This window comes from Acuticoccus kandeliae (genome assembly GCF_003073115.1).
The window spans coordinates 1-330 of the sequence record NZ_QBBV01000130.1 but is presented as its reverse complement, the minus strand read 5'-3'; the positions used below and the strand labels follow the sequence as shown (position 1 = coordinate 330).

Annotated in this window: 1 protein-coding gene; it reads left to right on the top strand. The window is 66.4% G+C overall.

Going from position 1 to position 330, the window contains the following annotated elements:
* Window positions 1–30: 30 nt before the first annotated feature.
* Window positions 31–330 (top strand): hypothetical protein (locus DBV35_RS29615; protein ID WP_211100084.1); only part of this gene is annotated, 300 nt, incomplete at its 3' end.

Genomic DNA, 330 nt, shown 5'->3' with positions numbered 1-330 from the left:
TGTGCTCTTCCGATCTCGAAGCTGACCCTGATGTCGGAGTCGCTGCGCAACGACGGCCGCGTCTGGGTCCCGAAGAAGCTCGGCGACGACCGCGGGCCGAACGAGATCCCGCACGAGGAGCGTGACTACTTCCTCGAGCGCAAGTACCCGGCGTTCGGCAACCTGGTGCCCCGTGACATCGCGTCCCGGGCCGCCAAGGAGGTCTGCGACGAGAAGCGCGGCGTCGGACCGTCGGGCCTGGGTGTCTACCTGGACTTCGACGACGCGATCCAGCGGCTCGGCCGCAAGGCCGTCGAGAACAAGTACGGCAACCTGTTCGAGATGTACGAG